Origin of the sequence: Paenibacillus validus NBRC 15382, assembly GCF_004000985.1 — a bacterium.
GTDB lineage: Bacteria > Bacillota > Bacilli > Paenibacillales > NBRC-103111 > Paenibacillus_G > Paenibacillus_G validus.
The window spans coordinates 97,649-118,929 of sequence record NZ_BIMH01000004.1 but is presented as its reverse complement, the minus strand read 5'-3'; the positions used below and the strand labels follow the sequence as shown (position 1 = coordinate 118,929).

The 21,281-nt window shown below is 55.4% G+C and carries 21 protein-coding genes; 14 read left to right on the top strand and 7 right to left on the bottom strand.

Annotated elements, in window-relative coordinates:
- Nucleotides 1–17 precede the first annotated feature (17 nt).
- The gene (glmS, locus tag PVA01S_RS04705) at nt 18–1,844 is read right to left on the bottom strand and encodes a glutamine--fructose-6-phosphate transaminase (isomerizing) (protein WP_054799073.1); all 1,827 of its coding nucleotides are present in this window, start codon (nt 1,842–1,844) and stop codon (nt 18–20) included.
- Between the two features lie 2 nt (nt 1,845–1,846).
- Entirely contained in the window at nt 1,847–2,188 is a 342-nt protein-coding gene (locus tag PVA01S_RS04700) for a helix-turn-helix domain-containing protein (protein WP_054795296.1), read from the bottom strand.
- Between the two features lie 308 nt (nt 2,189–2,496).
- Here PVA01S_RS04700 and PVA01S_RS04695 point away from each other — a divergent pair, with 308 nt between their 5' ends.
- Genes PVA01S_RS04695 through PVA01S_RS04675 form a run of 5 tightly spaced genes read left to right on the top strand, consistent with a single transcriptional unit; the run spans nt 2,497 to nt 8,253 of the window.
- Entirely contained in the window at nt 2,497–3,408 is a 912-nt protein-coding gene (locus PVA01S_RS04695) for a decaprenyl-phosphate phosphoribosyltransferase (RefSeq protein WP_054799074.1), read from the top strand.
- 35 nt (nt 3,409–3,443) lie between these two features.
- Nucleotides 3,444–3,797, top strand: coding sequence for an SMR family transporter (locus PVA01S_RS04690; RefSeq protein WP_164751731.1), 354 nt, complete (start codon nt 3,444–3,446; stop codon nt 3,795–3,797).
- Between the two features lie 18 nt (nt 3,798–3,815).
- Entirely contained in the window at nt 3,816–4,250 is a 435-nt protein-coding gene (locus PVA01S_RS04685; RefSeq protein ID WP_127605579.1) for a divergent PAP2 family protein, read from the top strand.
- 44 nt (nt 4,251–4,294) lie between these two features.
- Nucleotides 4,295–5,977, top strand: a complete 1,683-nt coding sequence (locus tag PVA01S_RS04680) for a hypothetical protein (RefSeq protein WP_127605577.1) — start codon at nt 4,295–4,297, stop codon at nt 5,975–5,977.
- 17 nt (nt 5,978–5,994) lie between these two features.
- Nucleotides 5,995–8,253: a hypothetical protein gene (locus PVA01S_RS04675; RefSeq protein WP_127605575.1), complete on the top strand. Its 2,259-nt coding sequence runs from the start codon at nt 5,995–5,997 to the stop codon at nt 8,251–8,253.
- On the opposite strand, the gene PVA01S_RS04670 is transcribed toward PVA01S_RS04675, so the two are convergent.
- Nucleotides 8,250–9,131, bottom strand: coding sequence for a hypothetical protein (locus PVA01S_RS04670; RefSeq protein WP_127605573.1), 882 nt, complete (start codon nt 9,129–9,131; stop codon nt 8,250–8,252). The two genes, PVA01S_RS04675 and PVA01S_RS04670, sit on opposite strands and share 4 nt — an antisense overlap.
- Before the next feature lie 380 nt (nt 9,132–9,511).
- On the opposite strand from PVA01S_RS04670, the gene PVA01S_RS04665 reads away from it, so the two are divergent.
- The 3 genes from PVA01S_RS04665 (at nt 9,512) to PVA01S_RS04655 (ending at nt 13,667) form a co-directional block, all read left to right on the top strand.
- Nucleotides 9,512–10,450: a hypothetical protein gene (locus PVA01S_RS04665; RefSeq protein ID WP_127605571.1), complete on the top strand. Its 939-nt coding sequence runs from the start codon at nt 9,512–9,514 to the stop codon at nt 10,448–10,450.
- Between the two features lie 181 nt (nt 10,451–10,631).
- Nucleotides 10,632–12,008, top strand: coding sequence for a phosphoglucosamine mutase (gene glmM / locus PVA01S_RS04660; protein WP_127605569.1), 1,377 nt, complete (start codon nt 10,632–10,634; stop codon nt 12,006–12,008).
- Nucleotides 12,009–12,566: 558 nt separating this feature from the next.
- Nucleotides 12,567–13,667, top strand: a complete 1,101-nt coding sequence (locus tag PVA01S_RS04655; RefSeq protein ID WP_127605567.1) for an LLM class flavin-dependent oxidoreductase — start codon at nt 12,567–12,569, stop codon at nt 13,665–13,667.
- A 77-nt stretch (nt 13,668–13,744) separates the two neighbouring features.
- Here the strand turns inward: PVA01S_RS04655 and PVA01S_RS26470 are convergent, their stop codons facing one another.
- Nucleotides 13,745–13,921 carry a hypothetical protein gene (locus PVA01S_RS26470; protein WP_155614264.1) on the bottom strand — a complete coding sequence of 59 codons (177 nt, stop codon included), beginning with the start codon at nt 13,919–13,921 and terminating at the stop codon, nt 13,745–13,747.
- 381 nt (nt 13,922–14,302) lie between these two features.
- Between PVA01S_RS26470 and PVA01S_RS04650 the strand changes: the two genes are divergently transcribed.
- Genes PVA01S_RS04650 through chrA form a run of 3 tightly spaced genes read left to right on the top strand, consistent with a single transcriptional unit; the run spans nt 14,303 to nt 16,819 of the window.
- The gene (locus PVA01S_RS04650) at nt 14,303–14,857 is read left to right on the top strand and encodes a helix-turn-helix domain-containing protein (protein ID WP_127605564.1); all 555 of its coding nucleotides are present in this window, start codon (nt 14,303–14,305) and stop codon (nt 14,855–14,857) included.
- A complete protein-coding gene (locus tag PVA01S_RS04645) occupies nt 14,854–15,543 on the top strand; it encodes a hypothetical protein (protein ID WP_054795229.1) in 690 nt (229 codons plus the stop codon). The genes PVA01S_RS04650 and PVA01S_RS04645 overlap by 4 nt, the downstream gene beginning before the upstream one ends.
- Before the next feature lie 34 nt (nt 15,544–15,577).
- A complete protein-coding gene (chrA, locus tag PVA01S_RS04640; RefSeq protein ID WP_127605562.1) occupies nt 15,578–16,819 on the top strand; it encodes a chromate efflux transporter in 1,242 nt (413 codons plus the stop codon).
- Between the two features lie 265 nt (nt 16,820–17,084).
- On the opposite strand, the gene PVA01S_RS26465 is transcribed toward chrA, so the two are convergent.
- The gene (locus PVA01S_RS26465) at nt 17,085–17,258 is read right to left on the bottom strand and encodes a hypothetical protein (RefSeq protein WP_164751730.1); all 174 of its coding nucleotides are present in this window, start codon (nt 17,256–17,258) and stop codon (nt 17,085–17,087) included.
- 179 nt (nt 17,259–17,437) lie between these two features.
- Between PVA01S_RS26465 and PVA01S_RS04635 the strand changes: the two genes are divergently transcribed.
- The 3 genes from PVA01S_RS04635 (at nt 17,438) to PVA01S_RS04625 (ending at nt 20,345) form a co-directional block, all read left to right on the top strand.
- Nucleotides 17,438–18,517: an ABC transporter substrate-binding protein gene (locus tag PVA01S_RS04635; protein ID WP_127605560.1), complete on the top strand. Its 1,080-nt coding sequence runs from the start codon at nt 17,438–17,440 to the stop codon at nt 18,515–18,517.
- Nucleotides 18,518–18,612: 95 nt separating this feature from the next.
- Nucleotides 18,613–19,551 (top strand): ABC transporter permease, encoded by a 939-nt coding sequence (locus PVA01S_RS04630; RefSeq protein ID WP_230875990.1) that lies wholly within the window; start codon nt 18,613–18,615, stop codon nt 19,549–19,551.
- Entirely contained in the window at nt 19,551–20,345 is a 795-nt protein-coding gene (locus PVA01S_RS04625) for an ABC transporter ATP-binding protein (RefSeq protein ID WP_054795228.1), read from the top strand. The genes PVA01S_RS04630 and PVA01S_RS04625 overlap by 1 nt, the downstream gene beginning before the upstream one ends.
- Nucleotides 20,346–20,415: 70 nt before the next feature.
- Here the strand turns inward: PVA01S_RS04625 and PVA01S_RS04620 are convergent, their stop codons facing one another.
- On the bottom strand, nt 20,416–20,883 hold the full coding sequence (locus tag PVA01S_RS04620; protein ID WP_127605558.1) for a type II toxin-antitoxin system VapC family toxin: 468 nt from the start codon (nt 20,881–20,883) through the stop codon (nt 20,416–20,418).
- Nucleotides 20,870–21,217 (bottom strand): hypothetical protein, encoded by a 348-nt coding sequence (locus tag PVA01S_RS04615; protein WP_127605556.1) that lies wholly within the window; start codon nt 21,215–21,217, stop codon nt 20,870–20,872. The genes PVA01S_RS04620 and PVA01S_RS04615 overlap by 14 nt, the downstream gene beginning before the upstream one ends.
- Nucleotides 21,218–21,281 lie beyond the last annotated feature (64 nt).

Genomic DNA, 21,281 nt, shown 5'->3' with positions numbered 1-21,281 from the left:
GTGCGTGTTCAGCTTGGCTACTCGACCGTTACGCTTTTCGCCAAATTGCGAGGTTTGTCCACGTCATTCCCCCGAATCGAAGCCGTGTAGTAAGCGAGCAGCTGCAGCGGCACCACGGCAAGGGCAGGCGCCAGCAGGGAATAGGTGCGCGGCACGTAGATCACTTGATCTGCGGTTTTCTCCAGCTCGGTTTGACCTTCCAAAGCCAGCGCGATCACGTAAGCGCCCCGTGCCTTGACTTCCTTGATGTTGCTCGCGGTTTTCTCCAGCAGCAGCTCCTGGGTTGCCAGCGCAATGACCGGCGTGCCTTCTTCAATCAGCGCCAAGGAGCCGTGCTTCAGCTCGCCCGCGGCATACGCCTCCGAATGAATGTAGGATATTTCCTTCAGCTTAAGCGACGCTTCCATCGCCAGGCTGTAGTCGAGTCCGCGGCCGATAAAGAAAAGGTGATTCTGATTCGAAATCTGCTCGGCGATCTGGCGGACCGGTTCCAGGCCTTCCAGCATTTCTTCCACTTGGGAAGGCAGCCGTTCCAGCATGGCAATCAGCTCGATGAGCGAGGCTTGGTCCAGCGTCTCCATGGACTGGGCCATGAACAGACCGAGTAAATAGAAGGCGATCAACTGCGAGCTGTAAGCTTTGGTCGAGGCGACGGCGATCTCGGGACCGGCCAGTGTGAACAGGACATCGTCCGCTTCGCGGGCCACCGAGCTGCCGATTACATTCGTGATGGCCATGACGCGGGCGCCGCACTGCCTGGCCTCGCGCATGGCGGCCAGCGTATCCGCGGTTTCTCCCGATTGACTGACGGCGATGACGAGCGTGTTCTCGCGGATCACGGGCATCCGGTAGCGGTACTCGGAGGCGAGGTCGACTTCAACCGGAATGCGGGTCAGTCGTTCGATGACGGTTTTACCGACGAGCGCCGCATGGTAAGCCGTGCCGCAGGCGACCATATGGATCTGCTTCAGACCGCGGATTTGCTCTGCGGACAGCGTCATGCCGGGAAGCACGATTTCCTTCCCCTCGTTGATTCTTCCGCGCATCGTATCCTGGTAGGCGCGCGGCTGATCATGAATTTCTTTGAGCATGAAGGTATCGAACCCGTTCTTCTCCGCCATCATGAGATCCCAATCGATGTGGAACAGCTGCTTGGCGATGAAATTGCCCTCAAGCGTCATCAGTTCGACCCCGTCCCGCGTCAGCACGGCCATCTCGCCGTCATTCAAAATGTAAACATCGCGCGTATATTCCAGAATGGCCGGAATATCGGAGCCGATGAAATTTTCACCTTGTCCGACGCCGATAATGAGCGGACTGGCCCAGCGGACCGCAACCAGCTTGTCCGGCTCGTGCTCGGAAAGCACGGCGATGGCGTAGGCGCCCCGCACTTGGCTGACGGCCTTCCTGACGGCTTCGGTTAAATCTCCTTCATAATGGTGGGCGATCAGATGAGAGATGACCTCGGTGTCGGTCTCCGACAAGAACCGGTAACCGAGCTGCTCGAGCTCTTCCTTTAATTGCAGGTGATTCTCAATGATACCGTTATGTACAACGGAAATTTTCATGTCGTTGTCGGTATGCGGATGCGAATTGGCATCCGAGGGCTTCCCGTGAGTGGCCCAGCGGGTATGACCGATGCCGGCGAAGCCCGTGAGCGGCTGCGCCTCCAGCCGCGTTTCCAGCTCGCTGATTCTTCCTTTCGTTTTGCGGAGCTCAAGCCCAGCTTCCGTGTGAATGGCCACCCCGGCGGAATCGTATCCCCGGTACTCCAGTTTTTTCAAACCTTCCAATAAAATGTTCTGTGAATTCCGGTTGCCGATATAACCTACAATGCCACACATGATTACTCCTCCTCTTGTTCGCTTTGGCCTACTTGCCATTTTCGAAATTCGATAATGCTCTTCAATTCTTCCCGGCTGATGCCGCAGTTCAGAGCGTCCTGAAACAGGTCATACCACTCCTGCATCACCATGGGATCACGCTCCGGCGTATCGGGTTGAACCAGCTGTTTCAATGAAACGTCCAGCGCGGCCGCAATTTTGTCCAACAAGTGGACGGACGGATTCGAATGAATGTCCCGTTCGATGGTACTCAAGTAAGATTTGGCAACACCAGCGGCCTCCGCCAGTTCAGAGAGCGTTAACCCTCTTTCCATGCGAAGCTTTCTCACTCGTTTTCCCAACATGCTCCATCGGTCCTTTGTTGTAGTTTCCTTGCGCAAAAACACAGGCGTATCGTCCGTCAAGACGTTCCTTATAACGAACGAATAATTGGAGTATAACGTAAAAAACGTCAAATTAAAAATTGAACAGCTCGGATTATTCCGTTTTAAAGAACAAAAAACGTGGATTTACTGCCATATTCTCCAAAATACTACCAAATATCGTTCTTTATAAAGAATCTTTCGTTCGTTATAATGAATTGCGGAATGGAGGTATACCCGTAATTATCAGACATAAGCCGCACCTAATCGATGACAAAGGAGGTTTGGTCATGTCCCAATCCAAAGCGCACGCCGAGCTGGAAGGCTGGGGAAGCCGGCCGGTTCCCATCCGCTATCTGGCCTTGATGCGGCCCCGGCAGTGGACGAAAAATTTGCTCGTGTTTGCTGCCCTGATCTTTTCCATTCAACAGGCGGACATGCACATGCTCGGTCAAGCTTTGGTCGGCTTTGTGCTGTTCTGTCTCGTCTCCAGCTGCGTGTATGTGCTGAACGATTACGTAGACCGGGAACGGGACCGGATGCATCCGGAGAAGAAGAACCGGCCGCTTGCTTCCGGCGCGATTCATCCGCAGGCGGCGCTGCTGTTCGGCTTCGTCCTGCTGACATGCTGCCTGATGCTGGCGTTCCGCTTCCAGGTTGCTTTCGGGCTTGTGCTGTCCGCCTATTTTTGCATGAATGTGCTGTATTCCCTGCGGCTCAAGCATGTCGTGATTGTCGACCTGCTCATCGTCGCCTCCGGGTTCGTGCTGCGCGCGGTAGGCGGCGGTCTCGTCATCGGTGTACCGTTAACGCCGTGGTTCCTGCTTTGCACGATGCTGCTGGCCTTGTTTCTGGCGATCGGCAAACGCAGGCACGAGCTGGCGCTGATGCAGAACGGCATGGGCTCGCACCGCAAAGTGCTGGATTCGTATTCGATGGAGATGCTGAACCAAATGTCGGGGATCGTGACGACGGCGACGATTATGAGCTACGCGCTGTTCACCTTTACCTCGGGCCATACGATCCAGCTGATGTGGACGTTAATCTTCGTGCTTTACGGCGTGTTCCGCTACTTGTATCTGATTCACATGGAAGGAAAGGGCGGCCGCCCGGAAAAGCTGCTGCTTGAGGATAAGCATATTTTGCTGACGGTGATTTTGTACGGATTTTCCGTCGTGTGCATTCTGCTGTTCTTCAATTAATTAAAACAAGCTCGGTTGGGAAGGGAGAAGCTGCGGTGATCCATTATGTATGGTTATTCGTATCCGTATTGCTAGGCGCCGCGGGGCAGGTGCTGATGAAATGGGGCGTCGGTACACCCAAACCGGCGGGCGCCGCCATGTTGTCCTGGTCCTCTATGGCGTCTTATGGGCCGATTGCGGCAGGGCTGGCTTGTTATGGTTTAAGCTCGGTGTTCTGGCTGCTTGCGCTCAAGAAGTTCCCGCTCAGCACCGCTTATCCGATGGTCAGTTTGGGCTATATTGTCGTCATGGTGCTAGGATTTTATTTGTTTCATGAATCGTTATCGATGCAAACATGGATCGGCGCCGCCTTCATCTCCTTCGGCGTGCTGCTCATTGCGCGAGCATAACGGAAAGGGGGAGTGGATGTGGACATCGGTGCAGGCTTCTTGTATCCGGCGCTGCCTTTCATCGCCTGGCTCGTGTCCGGGACGCTGAAGTATGCGGTGAACAGGGTGCGGCACGGCCGCGATGCCCGGAAGCTGATCGGCAACGGCGGCTTTCCGAGTACGCATACGTCGGTTGTATCGTCTGTCGCCATGCTGATCGGCTTCGATCAGGGCTGGGGGACGCCGCTGTTCGGTCTCGCCGTCGCCTTGACCTACATCGTGATGATCGATGCGGTGGGCATCCGCCGCGCTGTCGGGGAGAGCGCGAAACGCATTAACGAACTGACCCGCGAAATTGCCGCCGCCGGCGGGGCCGGCCTGAGAGAAAGGCAGGGGCATACCCGGTCAGAGGTGCTTGGCGGCCTGGCGGTCGGCACGCTGCTTGCTTGGATCGCCTCGCAGCTGACGGGTTAGTCCAGGTACATACAAAGATTTTTCGGATAATGGGAGTGGGCATTATGAGAAACCGGATGGCATCTATTAGTTTGGTCAGCGGAATGACGCTCCTGACGCTCAACGTCGCCGCCTTTATGATCCCGGCGCTGCTGTTTCTTGCCGGGCTGCCGGTGATGAAGGCGGACTTTTGGCTCGCGGCGGCTCTGGCCGCCTTGCTCTCCTGGATCGCGTCGAAGAAGCTGGCGGAGGAACAGCACATGAAGGTGTTCGCCATGTCGGCGGGACTGAGCGCTTTGCTGTTTATAGGCGGCTTCGTGGTGTGCGGGTATTTCTACGATCTGTCCTATGACGGCCAGGCTTATCACCAAGAAGCGATCATTCATTTGGCGGAAGGATGGAACCCCGTCTACGATAAGGAAATTTCCATGCCGACGGGCAACAGTATCTGGGTTAACCATTACGCGAAGGCGGCCGAGATTGCCGCGGCTTCCATCTATATGGCAACCGGTCTGCTCGAGCCAAGCAAGGTCATCAACTTGATGATGATGGCGGCTTCCGGCCTGCTCAGTCTGGCGGCGCTGCTGACCTTGAAGCCTGAGAACAAGGTCACCGCTTGGGTGGTGGCCCTGCTGCTTGCGCTTAACCCGGTCAGCGTTTACCAGTCGTTCACCTTTTATGTCGATGGACTGCTGGGTTCGCTGCTGCTATGTCTGCTTGCGCTCGGGTGCTTGATCTTCACCCGTCCGGGCTGGCTGCTGACGACGGTGTATACGCTGGGGATGATCATGATGATGAACCTCAAATTCACCGCCGTCGGTTACGCGGGTGTGCTGACCGTGGGGCTGCTCATTGCCCTGTATATGGGTGAGCAGTTTGCCCGGCTGAAGCATCTGTTTCGCATGGCGGCAGTCGGGGGGCTGATCGGCGTGCTTCTCGTCGGATACAATCCTTACGTGACCAATACGCTCCACTACGGGCATCCTTTTCATCCGCTTGCTGGGGACAATGCCATCGATGTTGTGAAGAACTTTACGCCTCGCAATCTGGAACGGATGAACCGCTTCGAGCGGGTGGCAGCCTCTTACTTCGCCGAACCGATGGGCAACCGCACGGATAAGAAGCCAACGCAGTTCCAATGGCCGTTTATATTCAGCGCCCAAGCGCTGCCGACCTATGCCGAGAATGATGTCGCGGTAGCCGGCTTCGGGCCTTTGTTCAGCGGTGCGCTGCTGCTTGCTCTGCTGGTGCTGGCGTTGGCCTTGCGGCGGCGCCCCGGAATCACCTTGGCTGCCATCGGGGTCATTGCGCTGGTGGTGGTAACTTCCTTGATCAACCCGGCGGCCTGGTGGGCACGCTATGTGCCCCAGCTCTGGACCGTGCCATTGATTTGCGTATGGCTTGCCCTGTGTGTGAAGGGATACCGGTTCTTGAACGGCGTCGGCATCGCACTGGCTGTCGTGATTGCCGCGAATGCGCTGTTGGTCGGCGGCTCGTTCACGACCAGGCAGTGGGCGATGAGCGAGGAGCTCCGCGGCCAGCTGGCGCAGCTGCAGTCGGCGTCCCAGCCGGTGAAAGCTGAGTTTACCTACAGCTGGTCCAACCGGGAACGGCTTAAAGCGTACGGCATCGAATTCAAGGAGGAAACGCCGCTCGTCTGCAGCAGCGAGAAGGTGACGCTGATTAAATCAGGAACCACCCTCTGCGTAGATCAGGATAAACAGGAGATGCAGGTTAAAGCGAAGTAAAGATCAAGGAGGGTATCATGCACGTCATTTCGGTAAAAAAAAGAATCCTGCCCGGGCTGGTCCTTCTCGCCTTATTGGCGGGCTGCACCCCGCCATGGGGCGAAACGGCCCGAAACCTGTTTGCCGGCGGCAGCAAAGACATTCCCGTGTCAGCCCTGCCGGTGTACGATGAGGGGGGCGTGAAGCAAACCTCCGCCGTTAAGGACGGGCATCTGCAGGTCTACGACGGGAAGGCGTGGAAACCGCAGTTTTGGTCCGGCGTGAACATGGGGGCTACGACTCCGGGGCATGCGCCCGGAGAGCTCAGTCCGACCAAGGAGGATTACTTGCGATGGTTCGGACAAATCAAGGCTATGCATGCGGATGTCGTCCGGATTTATACGATTTTGCCGCCGCACTTCTATGAAGCGCTGGCCGAATTCAATGCCGGACGCAAGGACCCGCTTTACATCCTGCAGGGCATCTGGGCGCCTGAGGAACAGCTCGTCGGCGCGGGCGGGCAGGGCTATGATGCGCTGCAGCAGGACACGATCGACCAGTTCCGGAAAGAGATCCGGGATGCCGTTCAGGTCATCCACGGGCAGTTGAAGAGGAAGGCGGAGTCCGGTCATGCTTCGGGCAAATTCGAAGCCGACGTATCGCCTTATGTGCTCGGCTGGGTGGTTGGCATCGAGTGGGACCCTTACACCGTGAAAGCGACGAACGATGCGCATCCCGGTATGAAGCCGTTTCAAGGTACCTATTTTCAGGCGGCTTCCGGGGCCTCCCCTTTTGAAAGCTGGCTGGCTCAAATGCTGGACACGTTGGCGCAGGAGGATATGAAATTCGGCTGGCAGCATCCGGTTTCGTTCACCAATTGGGTGACCACCGACCCGCTGACCCACCCGAACGAACCATCAGATACCGAAGACCTGGTCTCGGTGGACCCTATGCAGGTTCGTCCGCAAGCGGGCTGGAAGGCCGGCTATTTCGCCTCCTATCACATTTACCCGTATTACCCGGACCTGCTGCGGTACGAGGAGAAGTATCAAACCTACAAAGACAGCGAAGGGAACATCAATCCGTATGCGGGGTACCTGCACGAGTTGCGGGAGCATCACAAGGGCATCCCGCTGATCGTGGCGGAATACGGCGTGCCGAGCTCGCGCGGTATGGCCCACTACGGTCCGCTAAACCGCAATCAAGGCATGCATTCGGAAAAAGAACAGGGGGAAATCGACGCCGATTTGTACCGCAGTATTTACAACGAGAACTTGGATGGCGCAGTCCTGTTCGCCTGGCAGGATGAATGGTTCAAGATCACTTGGAACACGATGGAGCTGGATTCGCCGATCGACCGCCGTCCCATGTGGCGAAACATGCTGACGAACGAGGAGCATTTCGGCTTGCTTGCGGTGGAACCGGGCAAATCGCAGGAGGACACGATCGTGCTTGACGGGAAGACGGATGATTGGGACCGCCGAAAAAACACCGAAAGCCGGGATTATCCGGGGTACAGCCTCACCGTCTCGCATGATGAAGCTTACCTGTACTTGCTGCTGAAAAATAAGAACGGCGATTGGAAGCCGGGGGAACAGCCGCTTTATATCGGCTTTGATACGGTGGATAGCGGGAGCGCGAAGGCGGATAAAGCGCCTGGCATCACCTTCAGCGGCGGTCAGGAGTTTGTTATGAAGCTGAGCGGGGAGAACGACTCGGCCATCTATGTGCAAAGCGCGTATGATTACCATGCCTGGCAGTATGGCTTCGTGAACCGTATGATGCCCTGGCAGGAAGCCTGGTCTCAGGCAGAGAACGGTCTCTTCCTGCCGTGGAGGCTGCCGGTCAGCAAACCGCTGGTGCTCCCGCAAAGCAAGAAGCCGGTGCCGTTCGAGGATGTCGAGATCGGCCGGCTGCATCACGGCACGACAGACCCGAAGAGCGCCGAGTTCAACAATTTGGCCGACTGGCACGCCGCCGGGTCTGTCATCGAGGTTCGCGTGCCCTGGATGCTGCTCGGATTTACCGATCCCAGCTCGCACAAGGTATGGCGTTACCCTTATCAAGCAGCGGCGTTTAAGATGGAGGAAAGCAAGGCGGTCCGGGTTGAGCCGCATCTCTCCGGAAATTCGAACCCGGCAGAGCCTGTCGCTTACAAGTGGGATAACTGGAACAAGCCGGCATCGCATGAGCGTCTCAAGCAAAGCTATCCGATTCTGAAGGAGGCGTTCGGCAAGCTCGGGAAACAGCCGCCTAAAGCGACTCCTCCGGACGGAGCGGCAGCCGCCAAGCCTTAGTTGCGTATATGGCGCCAGCCGGTGTAATCATGAACGGCGATGCCCGAATAAGACGGGCGAGCTTTCAGCAAGCCGTCGATGACAGCCAGCTGGCGCTCCATTTCTGCCTTGCTTTCCCCGCTGAAGGTGATATACGGAGTATCCGGCGCCGGATTCGTTTCCACGCTAATCCATACCTTCTTGCCAAGACGATCGGCTAAGGCTATTTCCTCCGCTGCCAAATCAATGACGTCCAGCGCTTGATTGCGGTAGGTCATCAAGGCGGTTTCATCCAGCTTGCCCATCATCGCTTCGCTGAGCGTGCCGCTGCCGTCCGATAGCGGAATGCCGTCGAGCCAGAACGGTAAGGCGGCGGATGTCGTTAAAGCGGCGGAATCCTTCTTCACCAGATCATGAAAATAGGCAATGGATTGCTGCCAATTCACGGCAACCGCATGTTGGTCCGCGGTCCAATCCGGCAGCAGATAAGGCTCGATGTCCACTTGAATGCCCGCAAACCGTTCGTTAACAAGCACGGATGCGTTATAGGACTTTACCCAATCGACCAGAGCTGTCATGTATTTCCGGTTTTCCGGAAGTGCCCACTTCGGAGCGCCGTCCAGCGCGTGGATTTGAATACCGCTGTCCGCCGCCGCTTGGATGAAGCTTCGATAATCGCTTTGGGCGACATCCCGGTTCACCTGTAAGTAGATGCGTTCGACCCGCTCATTTTTGGCAAATTGCAAAATGTCGGTTCGCCCTGCGTTCGTACCGATGAGCGAAGTATTCCACAGCCAGGTTGCCCTTGGCATGTTGGATGGCAAGGAGTCTGCCGAGGAAGGGGACGAAGTTGTAAAGCCTGCCGATAACCACATGAGCATCACCATCACTATAATCATATCAAATCCTTACCCCGCTACTGCAATTATGCAACATATCCGATTCAGCTCTCCTTTGCCGCCACTATTGTATTTCTCCCAAAGTTTGTGAATCGATGTACGCGGGGTTAAGCATGGATAGCGATCGTCCGGTCTCGTTCTTTCGTTCTTGGGTGATTAAATAGAATGCTTGCATCCATTATACCAAACGATAGTTTCGCAGTTAAAGAAATTCGTTATAACGCATTCTTGGGTGCGATCTTCTATCATCCCTATGCAAAAGTTGAGCTATTTTTACTAAAATGAAAAAAATGACATAGGAACCATTCTTTATAACGAACTACAATGGTATAATTTGCCTTGTATGCAGCTGAAAAATACGATATCGAAGGAGTTCATAAGTGAAAAGACAACGTCTACGGTCAAGATCCCGCTTTGTTGGAAAAGTACTGGTCATTTGTTTAGCTTTTACCCAGGCCCTTGTCGCCCTTCCGGCGGAAGCCGGTTTGACCCGTCAGGTATATGCCGCGGCAGCGGATCGCCCGATACATAAAGCCACTTGGCTGTGGAATACAGGTACGCTGCTGAAGGACAGAGAAGGCACATTCCAATTTCTCCGGCAGAACGGCGTCAATCTTATTTTTTTGCAGGCCGATCCGGATGTTCAGACGAGTGACTACAGCGGCTTTATCCGGGAGGCTGCCGCCCGCGGAATTGAGGTTCATGCTCTGGGAGGAGCTCCAGATTGGATCCTTCAGGACAAACAGATTAAGATGTACAAGCTGATCAATTGGGTGAAAACATACAACAACAGCGTTGCAGCCGAGGAACGGTTTAAAGGAATCCATCTCGATGTCGAGCCGTACGTCATGCGGGCATGGTATGAGGATACGGATACGATGCTGGGGCTTTGGCGGGATACGGTGAGCGGATTTGTCGAAGAAATGAAAATTGAAACCCCCGATTTGATCGCCGGTGCGGATTTGCCGGTCTGGCTGGAGCAATTCAACGTGCCGGACGGGGAGGGGGGGCGGACAACCTTGTCCAACTGGATGATCGGCAAGCTTGACCAAACGACCCTCATGGCTTACCGCGACAATGCGGCAGACATCATCAGCAGCATTGCTACAGAGCTGGGCGAGGCGGAGAGAAACGGCAAGTCCGTCATCGTGGCGGTGGAAACATTGCCGAGTTCCGAGGGCCCCATCTCCTATTTCGACAAAGGCAGCTTGCAAATGATGCGCGAGCTCGGCACCGTGGGCGAAGCGCTTATCAGCCGCGCTCCTTTTACCGGATATGCCGTGCATGATTATGACGGCTGGGGCCGTTTAAAGGAATAGGACGGCATCGGGACAAGGTTGGGACTCCACGAACGCAATTCCGAACGGCTGGGCATAGAGCAGCACGAATTGCCATTGTGATGAGAGATACTCCGTCTTATTTGAAGCAGTGGAACAAGTAACCAACCAAACTGGAATACGCCGAACCATTGCGGTGGCGCTAAGGAAAGGGGAATGCATAATGGGACGTTATTTTGGAACAGACGGTGTGAGAGGCTTGGCCAATCAGGAACTGACTCCGGAACTAGCCTATAAATTCGGGCGTACAGGTGCGTATCTGATCACGAAACAGAAAGCCAAGGCGTCGATTGTAGTCGGCAAAGATACTCGTATTTCGGGCGATCTGCTAGAGTCTGCTTTAATTGCCGGGATCCTTTCGGTAGGGGCCACGGCTATTCAAGCGGGTGTTATCCCAACGCCAGGCGTTGCCTACTTAACTCGAACCTTGCAAGCGGATGCCGGTGTGATGATTTCCGCTTCGCATAACCCTGTAGCGGATAACGGAATTAAGTTTTTTGGCAGTGACGGCTTTAAGCTGCTTGACGAGCTGGAAGATCAGATTGAGGATTTGATGGATCAGCCGGATGACCGGCTGCCGCGTCCTGTTGGAGCTGATCTTGGGCGTCTGTCTGTGCGTAAAGATGCAGCTGAAATGTATGCGAAATTTCTGGAGAATACAGCGTCTGTTCGTCTGAACGGAATGAAGGTTGTCGTAGATTGTGCGAATGGCGCGGCAGCCCGGATTGCGCCGGCTGTGTTTAGTGCCCTGGGAGCGAATGTCATTCCCTTGGCTGCAGAGCCGGATGGGATCAATATCAATGCAAACTGCGGCTCTACGCATCCGGATGAACTGCGGAAGGCAGTCGTGCGGGAAGGGGCGCAATTAGGCCTTGCATTCGACGGCGACGCAGATCGCTTGATTGCGGTGGATGAGACAGGGGAGCTTGTGGATGGCGACTATATAACGGCAATTCTGGCACGCAGTTTGCTTGACGCCGGTAAGCTGGACCGGAATACAGTAGTCACCACCGTCATGTCCAATATGGGCTTTGTTAAAGCCATGAGAGCCTTGAATATTAACCTGATTCAGACGGCTGTCGGAGATCGCTATGTCGTGGAGGCCATGCGTAAAGGAGGCTATGTACTGGGCGGTGAACCGTCGGGTCACACGATTATGCTGCATCTCAACACGACAGGAGACGGTATTCTAACCGCTGTCCAGCTGGCAAGTGTGTTGGTGAAAACACGGCGACCCTTGAGCGAGTTACGCCAAATCATGCGCTCGTACCCGCAGCTGCTTGTGAATGTTCCGGCCGCTAGCAAGCAAGGCTGGGATGCCAATGTCCGCATTAAGAGGGCGATAGAGGCGGTTGAGGCGGAGCTTGGGGACGAAGGGCGTGTGCTTGTACGTCCCTCCGGAACGGAGCCGTTCATTCGTGTTATGGTTGAGGGCCCCGATGCTGCTTTGCTGGAGGGGTATGCCGAGCGAATTGCTCGCGTCATTCGCTCGGAAACAGGCTTGGTGCATCCTGCATTTCATCCGGTTTCATCGCGTTAGTACCGCAGGGGGCCATTCGTTCGGCTCAGTTGCCCATGTTTCCTTGTTGAGTTAAAGGAAGAGGTAAATGCATACAGGATGCATCGCTCCCGCGGGCTCGAATTCATATTGAACGCAAATAGCCTGACTGTCTCCTGCAGTCAGGCTATTCGATCAGCTTTATTAATTAACGTAAATAAAAAGTTCTTCGTTCCCAAGCATAAGGTGAATTAAGAAATAAACTAACGGTGACGAAAGGACCGCGCAGAATACGAGGATAACTAGCGGAAGGCCGTCAAATTGTTTCTTTTTCTCCGTTTTTATTACCGTTTGCATTCGTATACTCCCCCATTTCAGATCGTATTGTTTGCCTCTGTCGTCCTTAGAACCATCATAGCGGAGTGAAATAAAAAGGTAAGTGATTTAAATCACATCTTCCATCGCGAGGCTTGGAAGGAACGACGGCGATGAAGATCAGCAGCCAAAAGCCTACTTCCGGAATTTCCCTTTTAGATGCATAATAAACTCAGAGCACTTGTTACGAGATTGACTACTTTTCCGAGGAGCTGATCCATCCCTATGAATGACGAATCAAACAGAGCGCATGGGCCGGATTTTGAGTTCGGCGTGTACACTTTCGGGGATTTGCTGCCCGATCCGCAAACCGGACGGACCCTGAGCGCCAGGCAGCGTCTGGAAGAAATCGTGGCGGCGGCCAAGCTTGCCGATGAGGCGGGGCTCGACGTCTTCGGCTTCGGCGAGCATCACCGGCTGGATTTTGCGGCTTCTTCCACACCCGTTGTCTTGGCCGCCATTGCCCAGGTGACCAAGCGCATTCGGTTGACGAGCGCCACGACGGTGCTCAGCACCTCCGATCCTGTGCGGGTGTTCGAAGATTTCGCGACCTTGGATTTGATTTCGGACGGCCGCGCGGAGATCATCGCCGGACGCGGGGCGTTTGTTGAATCTTTCCCGCTGTTCGGCTATAAGCTGGACGATTATGAAGAGCTGTTCAAGGAGAAAATCGCGCTGTTGCTTGAGCTGAGTGCCAAGGAACGCGTCACCTGGGACGGCCGATTCCGCTCGGCCTTGCAGGATGCCGAAATCTCGCCCCGCCCCATACAGGAACCGCTGCCGATCTGGATCGGCGTCGGGGGAACCCTGGAGAGTGCGGCGAGAGCCGGTCTGTTGGGGAAAGGGATGGCGATGGCGCTGCTCAGCGGCGATCCGTCCTTCTTCAAGCCGCGGGTCGACATCTACAGGCGAACCTATCTGGAAGCAGGTCATCCTCCTGCGAACCTCAAGGTGTCTGTGAACAGCCACGGGTATATCGCGAAGACATCCCGGCAGGCTCTGGATGAATTTTACCCGTATTATGCCAATTACTGGGGCCCCCTGATGCGGGAGAGAGGGCGCAGCTTCACGATAACGCGATCCGATTTCGAGCGGTTCGTCCGCCCTGAAGAAGGTCTGGCCGTCGGCAGCCCGGAGCAAATCATCGACAAAATCATGTACCAGTATGAGATGTTCGGACATAACCGCTTTGTTGCGCAAATCGATATCGGCGGGCAGCCCTTCGCCAGGGTAGCAGCCGCCATCGAGCTTTTGGCCACGGAGGTCGCCCCGGCAGTACGGCGCGAGATTAGGCGACGGTCAGCGGGAGCTCGCGGCGATTCTTGACGGATATCGCCGCATATAGAGCGAAAACATAACGCCCTTCAGGATGCGGCTTACGCTTCTTGAAGGGCGTTAAAGCATTACGATTGGTTGCGGTTGACTTCTGCCGCATTCAGCATATCACGTTCGTTCTGCGCTTGGTTTCCGTAAAAAGCATCGTCCATCGCCTCGTTGGCTTGTACCGTCCGGGTAGCCTCCAGTTCTTCGGTCTGCTGTGCGTCAAGCCCGTCTATACCCTCTCTGTTGTCAGGCTCCATCGATTTGTTCGCCTCCTTCACGAATTGTTGATAGGTCAGAAGTAGGATGCTGCAAAAACGGCCATCATAACCGTTAGCTTGGAAGACGTGCTGTATCCACTAGTATCGACATGGCTTCATCCCGACCTAAGTCCAGTGAACGCGCTGGACTATTGCCTGTTCAGCACGCTTCCAAATAAAGGGTATACTGAACGAAGCGATCTGCTGTTGATGGGGAGATCAGGCACGGAGAACGAAGGGAGACGGGACGGTTGATTAGAAACGGCAAAAAGGAGATCGGCGCTGCTTTATTTTTTATTGGAGTACTCTTATATTCGATCAGATTGGTCTTGACATTATTATCATTATCAATAATAATAACGTTATAGGAGGTGTACGGTTATGACGGAATCTAAAGCGGATCTTATTTTGCATCCCGTTCGTTTGAAAATCATTCAAGCGCTTATACAAGGACGCAAGCTCACCAGGCAGCAGCTAAGCGCCTTATTCCCGGACATTCCCCAAGCGACGATGTATCGCCATCTGAACAAACTGGAACAAGCCGGATTGATCGTCGTCGTCGAGCAGCGTAAGCAGCGCGGCGCGAAGGAGAAATGGTATGCGATCGGGGAGCATGCTGAAAGCGTGCCGAACGAAGAACTGACGGCGATGAGCGCGGAGGAACACATGGAGCTATTCATGAAGTTTGTTTCGGGTCTGATCGGCGATTTCGGACGGTATGTGGCTCAGGACGAATATGATATGCAGCGGGACGGCATTTCAATGAGGCAAACGACGCTTTATTTAAGCGATGACGAATATCGCGAGTTGTTTGAAGAAATCAAGGCGTCGCTTATGCGCCGGATGGATAACGGGCCTGCGCCTGATCGACGGAGAAGGGCATTTACGAACATCGTTATTCCCGAGCCAAAGAGGAAACAGGAGGAGTCGCCATGAGTACAGATCCGTTCTTGAATAATGCCCGTATCGCCAAGCGGTTGGTTCCGCTATACTTGCTCGTTCCGGTTCTGTTTGCCGGAGCTTTCGCCTATAGCGGGTTCCCGCTCATATGGACGGCGTTCGGCTTGGGAGCGGCCGGCTGGGTCGTCGCTTTCATGCTGCGAGGTCCATTATCCGTGCTGGCGATGAAGAAGCCCGGTTTCGGCAAGACCATCCTATACGCATCCTCCGGTCCGCTGGAGGAAGGCGTTCGCTATGGCTTGCTGGCGCTTACGTCGGTTCAGGTGAGCTGGGCGGCTTCGCTCGGGCAAGGCTGGGCGGCGGTCGAGGTCGTTTATGTGATGATCCAGGTCGTCGCGATTTCAGCGCTTGCTCACCGACAGGATGAGCAAGCGCTTCAGGCGAAAGCTATACTGGAGTCGCAGGGCTTAACCCAATCACATCCGTTATGGGGGATCGTCGAGCGCCTGTCCGCTAGCGCGTTTCATATTGGCGCGACATTGATTGTAGCGTCGATCCCCTGGACGGTGTTTATCCTGATTCCGCTGCACAGCCTGTTTAATTTAGCAATGGTCCAGCTGGTCAAGCGTTCGGTGGCTTGGGGTGAGGCGTTTGCGGCTTTGCTCGGCGGAGCATTACTTGGGTTAGGGTTGTACGTATCGGGGGCTTGGTCATGGATATAGAGAATCGAAGCGCTGAAGGAGTGCAGGTAAGCTTATGACCATTGTGGGAAAAGCAGGAAGCGCCGCTTCCAAGCCGAATGTCGACGAAGCAAGGAAACGGTCCCGTTTCTCCGTTTTATTTGAAATTTTTATCGTATCCCTGAAGCTGGGATTGACCTCCTTCGGCGGTCCGATCGCACATTTGGGTTATTTTCGCAGTGAATACGTGAATCGCAGACGATGGATGGATGACCGGAGCTACGCCGATTTGGTGGCACTGTGCCAATTTTTGCCCGGACCTGCGAGCAGTCAGGTCGGCATCGGCATCGGAACGCTGCGCGCCGGTTGGCTCGGCGGGGTGGCGGCTTGGCTTGGCTTCACGGGACCGTCGGTGCTGGCGCTCGTATGGTTTGCTGTTCTGCTGCAGGGGACGGATGCGGCACAAAGCGGATGGATTCACGGCCTTAAGCTTGTTGCCGTAGCTATAGTCGCACAAGCGGTTATCGGCATGGGGCAAAAGCTGGCGGCCGGCCGCGTACGGGCTTCGATCGCCTTCGGCGCGTTCGCCGTTGTGCTGCTCGTCGAGAGCGCCTACGCGCAAATCGCGCTGCTGCTGGCTGCCGGGCTGTTCGGGTATTGGCGCCTGCGGCATGAAACGGAGGGCGATCCGGCACAGTTGAAGCTGACGATAAGCAAGCGAACCGGTGCCCTCTTCCTTGTTCTGTTCGCCGCGCTGTTCACGCTGCTGCCGATAGGCCGCCACTTCTTCGCGCATCCGCTGCTGGCGATGTTCGAAGTGTTTTACCGCGCCGGCTCGCTCGTGTTCGGCAGCGGACATGTCGTGCTGCCGCTGCTCGAGCGGGAGGTCGTCCCCGCCGGCTGGGTCGGGGATGCCGACTTTTTGGCCGGTTACGGCGCCGTTCAAGCGGTTCCGGGTCCGATGTTCACGTTTGCCTCTTACCTGGGCATGACGGCATACGGCGTCGTCGGTGCCGTCGTTGCGACGGCCGCAATTTTTTTGCCGGCGTTTCTGCTCGTATGGGGGGCGCTGCCATTCTGGAACGAACTGCGCGGGAAGCCCCGCTTACAAGGCGTTATAGCGGGCGTAAATGCGGCGGTTGTCGGAATTCTGGGCGCCGCGCTGTATGATCCGATTTGGACGTCGGCGGTGACGCACAGGACCGACGCGGCCTTCGCCGTCGTCATGTTCGGATTGCTGCAATTTTGGAGAATGCCGCCGTGGGCTGTAGTTGTCCTTGGCATAGGCTGCGGCGCGCTCGGTATTATTGGATCGTAACGATTTATGGAGGAATTCCCCCGAAGGCGGAAATTGGCCTGCGGCTGGTTACGGCTCCCGTTAGCGCCGATCCTTCGGCGGGTACGGGATGGGGAAGCGACGCAGCGTGAGAATGTGTAAACCGACCGAACACAAAGCGGCCGAGAACGCCTCGACGGCTTTGTTCAGGCTGCGGACGAGCATCTTCACCTTCCCGCAAGAACGGCTTGCTTGCCGATCAGCAGAGCAGACCTTGTCCTACCTTCGGCGGACGAAGGGCGGCGCCTTATTTTTTCTTTTTGAACAACCAGGACAAAAGCTCGGAGCCGATGATAAGAAATGACAGCGAGGCGAGCGCGTATGGAACGACCAGCGGGATCGCCCGCAGATCGGAGATATGAATCAAGCGCAGAAATAGCGGGTAAAGCATGAGCAGCAGGACGAAAACGGCGATTTTCATGAAGGGCCTCCGGTAATTCGGGTGAGCTGTTCCGAAAATAATGACCAATTTATGGATAGTATTCATGACTGATCAGGCAAAAATATTGATAATGACGCCGAAAGCCAACTGAACAACAGTCTATTCTATATTGACGGAATCAATACGTCCATACTATTATAACATTATTACTTTAAAGCATGTTCACGTTACACCAAACGGGGGGTCATCGTAAATTGAAAACTTCATTAAAAATTGTTTCGTTGCTGATTGCAGTACCGCTGGTTCTGGCAGGCTGTGGAACGAAACCATCTACTGAAGGCCAAAGTGCAGGAAGCGCTTCCAATGCTCCGGAAGCGAAAAAGACAGTTAAAGTCGGAATTTCGCAGATCGTCGAGCATCCTTCCTTGAATGCGACAAGAGAAGGGTTTCTGGCGGCATTGAAGGACGGCGGATTCGTCGACAAAGAAAACCTGCAGGTCGACTATCAGAATGCGCAGGGCGATTCCACGAACAACTTGACGATCGGGCAAAAATTCGCCGCCGACAAGAAGGATCTTGTCTTCGCGATCGCTACGCCTTCGGCTCAAGCGGTTGTGCAGAACGTCAAAGATACGCCGGTCCTGTTCGGCGCCGTTACCGATCCGCTTAGCGCGAAGCTCGTCACGAGCCTGGACAAGCCGGGCGGCAACGTAACCGGCGCAGCCGATACGCATCCCGATGCCGTACCGAAGCTGATGGACTTCATTGCGTCCGAGTTTCCGAAGGTGAAAACCGTCGGTGTCGTCGTCAACGAAGGCGAGCCGAACGCCGCATTCATGGTGAAAACGGCGGAAGCCGCTTTAGCCAAGCACAATGTTAAAGTTGTGAAAGCGTCGGTGGCGAATCCGTCCGATGTGAAGCAAGCGGCCGAATCGCTCGTCGGGCGCGCCGATGCGATCTACATCACGCTCGATAATACGGTCGTGAGCGGGGTTGAATCGATCATCAAAGTAGCAACCGACAAGAAAATTCCGTTCTTCTCCAGCGACCGCGATACGGTGGAAAAGGGCGCGATCGCGACCTACGGCTTTAAATATTACGATCACGGATACCAAGCAGGCAAAATGGCGGTCGAAATTTTGAAAGGTGCCAAACCGGGCGATATGAAAGTCAGCTATCCGGACAAGCTCGACCTGATCATCAATGCCGCTGCGGCTAAGGCGCAGGGTGTGGAAATCACCGATTCCATGAAAGCCAAAATGCAGGATAAAAACAATCTGTTGAACGCAGCGAAATAAGATTCAGGAACGAAGGATTCGAATTTGTGCTGGGGGGTGACCTCTCTCTTGGTTAGAGAAGGTCACTCTTCCTGCTTTACTGGAGGGAATTAGCAATGCTCGCAAGTACAATGTTTGCGTTAAAAGGTTCGCTGGAGCTCGGGTTGTTTTATGCAATTATGGCGCTGGGCGTTTATTTGACGTTCCGGATTTTGGACTTTCCCGACTTGACGGTGGACGGCAGCTTCACGACCGGCGCCGCCATAGCGGCCGTTATGATTGCGGGCGGCTCTTCGCCGCTCGTCTCGACGTTCGTCGCATTCGTCGGCGGATTGGCGGCGGGCGCGCTCACCGGCCTGCTGCACACGAAGGGAAAGGTCAACGCGCTCCTTTCCGGTATCTTGATGATGATCGCTTTATATTCGATCAACTTGCGGATCATGGGCAAGGCGAATATTCCGCTGCTCGGTGTGGATACGCTGATCACCAACCTGTCGGTGCTGTGGGTGATGCCGTTTGCGATTCTGATTGTCAAGCTGGCGCTTGACTGGTTTTTGCATACGGATTTGGGGCTCGCTTTACGGGCGACCGGAGACAATCCGCGGATGATCCGCAGCTTCGGGGTGAACACGGACAACACGATCATTGTCGGCCTCAGTTTATCGAACGGACTTGTCGCCTTGTCCGGAGCGCTGATTGCGCAGTATTCGGCGTTCGCCGAAATTACAATGGGTGTCGGGATGATCGTGATCGGGCTTGCCTCCGTCATTATCGGCGAGGCGTTGTTTGGCGCCCGAACCGTCTTTCGCGCTACGCTCGCGGTCGTTCTAGGCTCGATCGTGTACCGGTTGATCGTGGCGCTGGCGCTGCGTGTCGGCTTGGAGCCGACCGATATGAAGCTGATGACCGCGCTGATCGTCATCGGCGCCTTGACCCTGCCGATGGTGCGCAAGTCACTTCGCCAGAAAGCCGTTATGCGCCGCCGGGCGCTTGAACTGGAAGCGGAGAACGTTGTGGGCGTTCGCAGAAAGGGCAGACAGGAGGGGAAACGCTGATGTTACGGATCGAGCAAGTATCCAAGTTGTTCAACCCGGGCACACCGGATGAGAAGGTGGCGCTCGCGCGGATCAATCTGCATCTGGCCGAAGGGGATTTCGTTACGGTTATCGGCAGTAACGGCGCCGGCAAATCGACGCTGATGAACATTATCTCCGGCGTGATGGCGCCGGATGCGGGTAAAGTTCAAATCGACGGCAAACAGGTCGACACGCTGCCGGAATTTCGCCGCAGCGCTTGGATCGGCCGCGTCTTTCAGGACCCGATGGCGGGGACTGCCCCAACGATGACGATTCAGGAAAATTTGGCCATGGCGGCCATGCGGAGCAAGCGGAGGGGCCTCTCGATCGGCGTCACGTCGCGCAAACGCCAGTGGTACCGCGAACAGCTCAGCCGTCTCGGCATCGGGCTGGAGGATCGGCTGAACGCCAAGGTCGGGCTGTTGTCGGGCGGGGAGCGCCAGGCGCTCAGCCTTCTGATGGCAACGTTCACGGAGCCGCGCATTCTGCTGCTGGACGAGCATACGGCCGCGCTCGACCCGTCGCGCGCGGAATTGATCACATCGCTGACCGAGCAGATCGTGGCGGAGTTGAAGCTGACGACGCTGATGGTCACGCACAACATGGAGCAGGCGATCCGGCTCGGCAACCGTCTCATTATGATGGACAAGGGCGGCATCATTCTCGATGTGCCTGCACATGAGAAACAGGGCTTGACCGTTGAAGGGCTGCTTCAGCAGTTTGAAAACATCCGCGGGGCGAAGTTCGCCGACGATCGCGTCGTCCTGGGATAATCTTTACGCATACAAACAACCCGACCATTCCAGTAGGAAGGTCGGGTTGTTTGCGTTGGAAGCGGAGGCGCTACCAAACGCTCGGAATCACTTTAATTTCGCGATCGAGCCTGGAGAGGAACGCGTAGTTCGGATTAAACGTGAAGATCCGTTTCATGCGGTAATGCAGCAGTACGACGGCGGTTAACGCTTCATTCAGGGAAAACCGGTAATCCGGGTATTCCATCAGCAGTCGTCTGGACTCGTGTTCGAGCTCCGAACCGCCGGGAATGATGGTCAGCACGCCCTGCTGGACGGCTTTGTCCACCGTATTGAGGAACACCTGCGCGTCGGTGTAATCAAAATGATTGCGCAGCCACTGGTGGGTTTCGAACACGACGTAATTCGTCGTTGCCAGAGGGCGGTCCAAATCGCTGAGGTCGTAAAAAAGCGAGCGCGCTTTTAAGTAATACGGGTCCTCGGGGTTCATAAACGCCATCCAGGCGGACTGCTCCAGGAAAACCGCTTGCGACAGATTCGTCTGCTCATAAGAAGTCATCGGCCGCTACCTCCCTCGAAGCGCTTGTTTGTCTGCTGACGGTCAAACCGTCGAGGGCCAGCAGCGGGTTTTTCTCGAGCTGCAGGGGGCTCGCCTGGAACACCCGCTCATGGCTTCTCAGCGCAAAGTGCTGTTCCAAAATATAATGTACAACGGACGCAACGGTCGTATGCTGAATTTCGGCCAGCTGACGGCATTTCTCTGCGTACTCGGGCTCAAGCTCGATGAGAGTCGCTTCTTCGTGCGTTTGATTTTCCTCGGCCGAGATGAACTGGGTGGCGGCACTTTTCCATTTTTTCAATTGACTTTGCATGAAATCTTTCGAACTGCTCATGTCCTTCACCTTCCAAAGCTTTAGTAAATGGCGGATCGCTAGGTGTACGTTCATACGTTTCGAA

Coding starts and splice junctions, on each gene's coding strand:
- glmS (WP_054799073.1), bottom strand. CDS start 1,844: ATGTGTGGCATTGTAGGTTATATCGGCAACCGGAATTCACAGAACATT.
- PVA01S_RS04700 (WP_054795296.1), bottom strand. CDS start 2,188: ATGTTGGGAAAACGAGTGAGAAAGCTTCGCATGGAAAGAGGGTTAACG.
- PVA01S_RS04695 (WP_054799074.1), top strand. CDS start 2,497: ATGTCCCAATCCAAAGCGCACGCCGAGCTGGAAGGCTGGGGAAGCCGG.
- PVA01S_RS04680 (WP_127605577.1), top strand. CDS start 4,295: ATGAGAAACCGGATGGCATCTATTAGTTTGGTCAGCGGAATGACGCTC.
- PVA01S_RS04675 (WP_127605575.1), top strand. CDS start 5,995: ATGCACGTCATTTCGGTAAAAAAAAGAATCCTGCCCGGGCTGGTCCTT.
- PVA01S_RS04670 (WP_127605573.1), bottom strand. CDS start 9,131: ATGATTATAGTGATGGTGATGCTCATGTGGTTATCGGCAGGCTTTACA.
- glmM (WP_127605569.1), top strand. CDS start 10,632: ATGGGACGTTATTTTGGAACAGACGGTGTGAGAGGCTTGGCCAATCAG.
- PVA01S_RS04655 (WP_127605567.1), top strand. CDS start 12,567: ATGAATGACGAATCAAACAGAGCGCATGGGCCGGATTTTGAGTTCGGC.
- PVA01S_RS26470 (WP_155614264.1), bottom strand. CDS start 13,921: ATGGAGCCTGACAACAGAGAGGGTATAGACGGGCTTGACGCACAGCAG.
- PVA01S_RS04650 (WP_127605564.1), top strand. CDS start 14,303: ATGACGGAATCTAAAGCGGATCTTATTTTGCATCCCGTTCGTTTGAAA.
- PVA01S_RS04645 (WP_054795229.1), top strand. CDS start 14,854: ATGAGTACAGATCCGTTCTTGAATAATGCCCGTATCGCCAAGCGGTTG.
- chrA (WP_127605562.1), top strand. CDS start 15,578: ATGACCATTGTGGGAAAAGCAGGAAGCGCCGCTTCCAAGCCGAATGTC.
- PVA01S_RS26465 (WP_164751730.1), bottom strand. CDS start 17,258: ATGAAAATCGCCGTTTTCGTCCTGCTGCTCATGCTTTACCCGCTATTT.
- PVA01S_RS04635 (WP_127605560.1), top strand. CDS start 17,438: ATGTTCACGTTACACCAAACGGGGGGTCATCGTAAATTGAAAACTTCA.
- PVA01S_RS04630 (WP_230875990.1), top strand. CDS start 18,613: ATGCTCGCAAGTACAATGTTTGCGTTAAAAGGTTCGCTGGAGCTCGGG.
- PVA01S_RS04625 (WP_054795228.1), top strand. CDS start 19,551: ATGTTACGGATCGAGCAAGTATCCAAGTTGTTCAACCCGGGCACACCG.
- PVA01S_RS04620 (WP_127605558.1), bottom strand. CDS start 20,883: ATGACTTCTTATGAGCAGACGAATCTGTCGCAAGCGGTTTTCCTGGAG.
- PVA01S_RS04615 (WP_127605556.1), bottom strand. CDS start 21,217: ATGAGCAGTTCGAAAGATTTCATGCAAAGTCAATTGAAAAAATGGAAA.